The sequence below is a fragment of the Geomonas sp. genome (genome assembly GCF_056994735.1).
Window position 1 is genome coordinate 1 of record NZ_JBXKJL010000274.1, and the last position, 4,871, is coordinate 4,871.

The 4,871-nt window shown below is 60.7% G+C and carries 4 protein-coding genes; all 4 read right to left on the reverse strand.

The genetic code is table 11. The features are described 5' to 3' along the window. Positions 1-416: AbrB/MazE/SpoVT family DNA-binding domain-containing protein (locus AC11W3_RS11905; RefSeq protein ID WP_484093075.1), on the reverse strand; the 416-nt coding region annotated here is incomplete at its 3' end. A 154-nt stretch (positions 417-570) separates the two neighbouring features. Then, positions 571-759 (reverse strand): DUF1858 domain-containing protein, encoded by a 189-nt coding sequence (locus tag AC11W3_RS11910; RefSeq protein ID WP_484090601.1) that lies wholly within the window; start codon positions 757-759, stop codon positions 571-573. 241 nt (positions 760-1,000) lie between these two features. After that, positions 1,001-1,477 carry a transcription elongation factor GreA gene (gene greA, locus AC11W3_RS11915; protein ID WP_484090600.1) on the reverse strand — a complete coding sequence of 159 codons (477 nt, stop codon included), beginning with the start codon at positions 1,475-1,477 and terminating at the stop codon, positions 1,001-1,003. Between the two features lie 107 nt (positions 1,478-1,584). Then, complete coding sequence (gene carB, locus AC11W3_RS11920) at positions 1,585-4,833, reverse strand: carbamoyl-phosphate synthase large subunit (protein WP_484090599.1); 3,249 nt, start codon at positions 4,831-4,833, stop codon at positions 1,585-1,587. Positions 4,834-4,871 lie beyond the last annotated feature (38 nt).

Consider the following 4,871-nt stretch of genomic DNA (forward strand, 5'->3'; position numbering starts at 1 on the left):
GTGCCGAAGAAGGCGTAGGTGGCGCCGGGGCGCAGCTCGGCGATGCGCTTCAGGTCGCGGCGGTCTTCGTACCGGTTGGGGAGAAGATAGAGGGCGTCTTCGACGGTGTTGATCCCCTTCTTCGCCAGGGTCTCGGCGAGCTTCGGACCGACGCCTTTGATAAAGCGCATCGGGGTCTGGAGTTCGTCGCGGCGGGGGGTGAGCGTAGAAGGATGAAAGGGAGGGGACGTAGGGGACTGTCCCTCGTTCCGACCGGCAGAAGTTCTTGATGCTTTCGGTTTTGGCTGCGGGGTGATGCGGAGGGTTCCGTCTACGACCTCGACGCTCAACTGGTCTCCGGGCTTGAGTTTCAGACTGTCTCTGAACTCTTCCGGGAGGACGATGGAGCCGTCTGGTGCTAGGGAGATGGTCGGCATGACGGGGACCCTTTCGGAAAGGGATTAGCTGGTGACGAGTGCCGCTGGTTATATTCGTGGTGGCTGGTTAAATCCCCCCCGCCCCCCTTTAACAAGGGGGGAGATGAGACTCGCCCGTTTGCTAAGGGGGGAGAGGAGGAGCAAGTGGAATGAGCTAGAAGAGGGCGTTGATGTCGGCTACGATCTCGTCGACGTTGATGCCATGGGCGGCGCAGCCCTGCTCAAGCGATTCGTTCTGTGCACCCATGCAGCCGATGCAGCCGAGGTTGTATTTGCTCAGCACCTTGACGACGTCCGGGTGCATTCTCATTACAGCAGCAAAAGTCATGTCTTTAGTTACCATGGAAACCTCCGTTTACCTGTTTTCCGCGCTTCGCGTTATGTAGACGGGCCGTATAACAGCCCGCGTTGGGATTGCCTCAGGAGCCGCATTGGCGGCTTTCTGTAAGGGCAATCAAATTGATATGGCTACTTCCCCGATAGGCTGTTCCCCTCACCCCGGCCCTCTCCCGGAGGGCGAGGGAGGTTAAAATCGTGGGGCGACGGGAGTCGACATCCCGGTGACTAAAGCACCGGGCGCAAGCCTACTCGTAACGGATCTCGATGATCTCGTACTCTTTGGTACCGGACGGCACGACAACCCTCACGGTATCGTCGAGCTTGTGGCCGATGAGGGCCTTCCCGACCGGGGAGGTGCAGGAGATCTTGCTCTGCTTGAGGTCAGCCTCGTCCTCACCGACGATCTTGTAGGTGATCTCTTCTTCGGAGGCGGTGTCATAGACGGTCACGGTCGCCCCGAAGACGACCTTGTCGGGCTTAAGGTTGGACAGATCGACCACGTAGGCACGGGCCAGCTTGTCCTGCAGCTCAAGTATGCGTCCCTCGATAAAACCCTGACGGTTCTTGGCAGCATCGTACTCGGCATTCTCGGAAAGATCGCCATGGGCCCTGGCCTCGGCGATATCCTGGATAACCTTCGGGCGCTCTTCTTTTATCAGGCGCTTAAGATCTTCCTGGAGGGCCTCGTAACTCTCCTTGGTCAACGGAACTGTCTGGGACATCGGTCATCTACTCCTTGTTGAACTCGTAGGGGGCCGTGTGGGCCCCCTTAACCGGCTGTTAGGATGAGGAAGGGGAACGCAACCTTCGCGTCCCCCGGTTAATTCTTCTATTTCAGGTAATCCTGAATCGACTTCACTTCAAGCTTGGATTGGGCGGTGGCAATGATGCCGTCGACCGCGGCCCGGGCACCTGAAGCGGTGGTGTAATAGGCTATGTTGTTGATCAGTGTGCTCCTGCGGATCGAGAAGGAATCGGCAACTGCCTGGGCACCATGGGTGGTGTTGATCACCATGCAAATCTCGTTGTTCTTGATTGCGTCTACGATGTGCGGCCGGCCCTCTTTGACCTTGTTGACCACACCTACGGGAACACCTTTTTCCTGCAGATAGCTTGCCGTGCCGCCTGTTGCAACCAGCTCGAAGCCCTGATCATACAGTCTTTTGGCTACTGTGACAATATGTTTTTTGTCCGAATCCTTAACGCTTATGAAGACTTTGCCCGATACGGGAAGCTTCACGCCGGCCCCGGATTGCGCCTTGGCGTAGGCCTCGGCGAAGGTCTTGCCGATACCCATGACCTCGCCGGTGGACTTCATTTCCGGTCCGAGGATGGTGTCCACGCCGGGGAACTTGGTGAAGGGGAAGACCGATTCCTTGACCGAGATGTGCTCGGGCACGATCTCCTCGGTGATGCCCAACTCGGCCAGGGTCTTGCCCGCCATGACGCGGGCAGCAATCTTGGCCAGCGGCCTGCCGGTCGCCTTGGATACGAAGGGCGAGGTACGGGAGGCACGGGGGTTTACCTCGATGATGTAGATGTCATTCCCCTTGACGGCGAACTGTACGTTCATGAGGCCTTTGACGTTCAGCTCGAGCGCCATGACCTTGGTCTGGCGGCGGATTTCCTCGGCAATCTCGGGAGAGATCGAGTACGGCGGCAGCGAGCAGGCGGAGTCGCCGGAGTGGATGCCGGCTTCCTCGATGTGCTCCATGATCCCGCCGATGACGGCGACCTGGCCGTCGCAGAGGGCGTCGACGTCGATCTCGATGGCTTCGTCCAGGAACTTGTCGATCAGGATCGGATGCTCGGGCGAGGCCTGCACGGCGGTGTGCATGTAGCGGCGCAGGTTCTCCACGTCGTAGACGATCTCCATGGCGCGTCCGCCGAGGACGTAGGAGGGGCGGACCACGACGGGGTAGCCGATGCGCTCGGCGACCACTTCGGCCTCTTCGAAGGAGCGGGCGGTGCCGTTCTCCGGCTGGCGCAGGGAGAGCTTCTGCAGCATCTCCTGGAAGCGCTCGCGGTCCTCGGCACGGTCGATGGCGTCGGGCGAGGTTCCGATGATCGGCACCCCGGCCTTCTCCAGGGCCACCGCCAGCTTCAGCGGGGTCTGGCCGCCGAACTGCACGATGACGCCGTCAGGCTTCTCGACGTCGACGATATTCAGCACGTCCTCGAAGGTCAGCGGTTCGAAGTAGAGACGGTCGGAGGTGTCGTAGTCGGTGGAGACGGTCTCGGGGTTGCAGTTGACCATGATGGTCTCGTAGCCGTCCTCGGAGAGCGCGAAGACGCCGTGCACGCAGCAGTAGTCGAACTCGATCCCCTGCCCGATCCTGTTGGGTCCGCCGCCCAGGATGATGATCTTCTTCCTGTCGGTCGGCTCGGCCTCGCACTCCTCCTCGTAGGTCGAGTAGAGGTACGGGGTGTGGGCCACGAACTCGGCGGCGCAGGTATCGACCCGCTTGAAGACCGGCTTGACGCCCACGGAGAGGCGCAGGGCGCGCACGTCCCCTTCCTTGATGTCCCACAGCTTGCCCAGGTACTTGTCGGAGAAGCCGTAGCGCTTGGCATCCCACAGGAGATCCTTCAGGTTCTCCTTCGGCTCACCTTCCACCTTGACCTGCTTGAGCTCCTCCTCCTTCTCGATGATCTGGCGGAGGTTGTGCAGGAACCACGGGTCGATCCCGGTCAGCTTGTAGATCTCGTCAACGCCCATGCCGCAGCGGAAGGCGTCGCCCACGTACCAGACGCGGTCGGCGTTCGGGATGGTCAGCTTCTCGACCAGGGTGGCGCGCTCTTTTTCGGTGAGGGCGCGGCGGGTATCGCCGCCTACGCCGAAGAAGCGGGACTCGAAGCCGCAGGAGCCGATCTCCAGGGACCTGAGGGCCTTCTGGAACGATTCCTTGAAGGTCCTGCCGATGGACATGACCTCGCCCACCGATTTCATCTGGGTGGTCAGGGTGGCGTCAGCGGCCGGGAACTTCTCGAAGGTGAAGCGCGGGATCTTGGTGACCACGTAGTCGATGGTCGGCTCGAAGCAGGCCGGGGTCTCTTTGGTGATGTCATTGGTGATCTCGTCCAGCGTGTACCCCACGGCAAGCTTGGCGGCGATCTTGGCGATCGGGAAGCCTGTGGCCTTGGAGGCGAGTGCGGAGGAGCGCGAGACGCGCGGGTTCATCTCGATGACGATGAGGCGGCCGTTCTTGGGGTTGATACCGAACTGGATGTTGGAGCCGCCGGTGTCGACGCCGATCTCGCGGATGATCTTCAGGGAAGCGTCGCGCAGGATCTGGTATTCCTTGTCCGTGAGGGTCTGGGCAGGCGCCACCGTGATGGAGTCTCCGGTGTGGACACCCATGGCGTCGAAGTTCTCGATGGAGCAGATGATCACCACGTTGTCAGCGGTGTCCCTCATGACCTCCAACTCGTACTCCTTCCAGCCGATGAGCGACTCCTCGACCAGGATCTCGTCGGTCGGGGAAGCCTCGATGCCGGCCGCCGACATGCGCTCGTACTCTTCCATGTTGTAGGCGATGCCGCCGCCGGTGCCGCCCAGGGTGAAGGAGGGCCGGATGATGGCGGGGAAGCCGACAGTCTTTATGACTTCCATCGACTCCAGGTAGTTGTGGGCCAGTCCCGACCTCGGGACTTCCAGGTCGATGCGGACCATGGCCTCTTTGAAGAGGGTGCGGTCCTCGGCCATCTTGATGGCGGGGAGCTTCGCGCCGATCAACTCGACCCCGAACTTCTCCAGGGTGCCGTTCTCGGCCACGGCAACGGCCGTGTTCAGAGCGGTCTGGCCGCCCAGGGTCGGAAGCACCGCGTCCGGGCGCTCTTTCTCGATGATGGCTGCAAGGATCTCGGGAGTGACCGGTTCGATGTAGGTGAAATCGGCAAAGTCGGGGTCGGTCATGATGGTCGCGGGGTTGCTGTTCAGCAGCACAACCTCGTACCCTTCTTCCTTGAGCGCCTTGCAGGCCTGGGTGCCGGAGTAGTCGAACTCGCACGCCTGGCCGATGACGATCGGTCCCGCGCCGATGATGAGGATCTTCTTGATGTCTGTACGTTTAGGCATTTTTAAATCACTCCGTTAATCTCTGTTCTATCTGTAGT

Coding starts and splice junctions, on each gene's coding strand:
- greA (WP_484090600.1), bottom strand. CDS start 1,477: ATGTCCCAGACAGTTCCGTTGACCAAGGAGAGTTACGAGGCCCTCCAG.
- carB (WP_484090599.1), bottom strand. CDS start 4,833: ATGCCTAAACGTACAGACATCAAGAAGATCCTCATCATCGGCGCGGGA.
- AC11W3_RS11910 (WP_484090601.1), bottom strand. CDS start 759: ATGGTAACTAAAGACATGACTTTTGCTGCTGTAATGAGAATGCACCCG.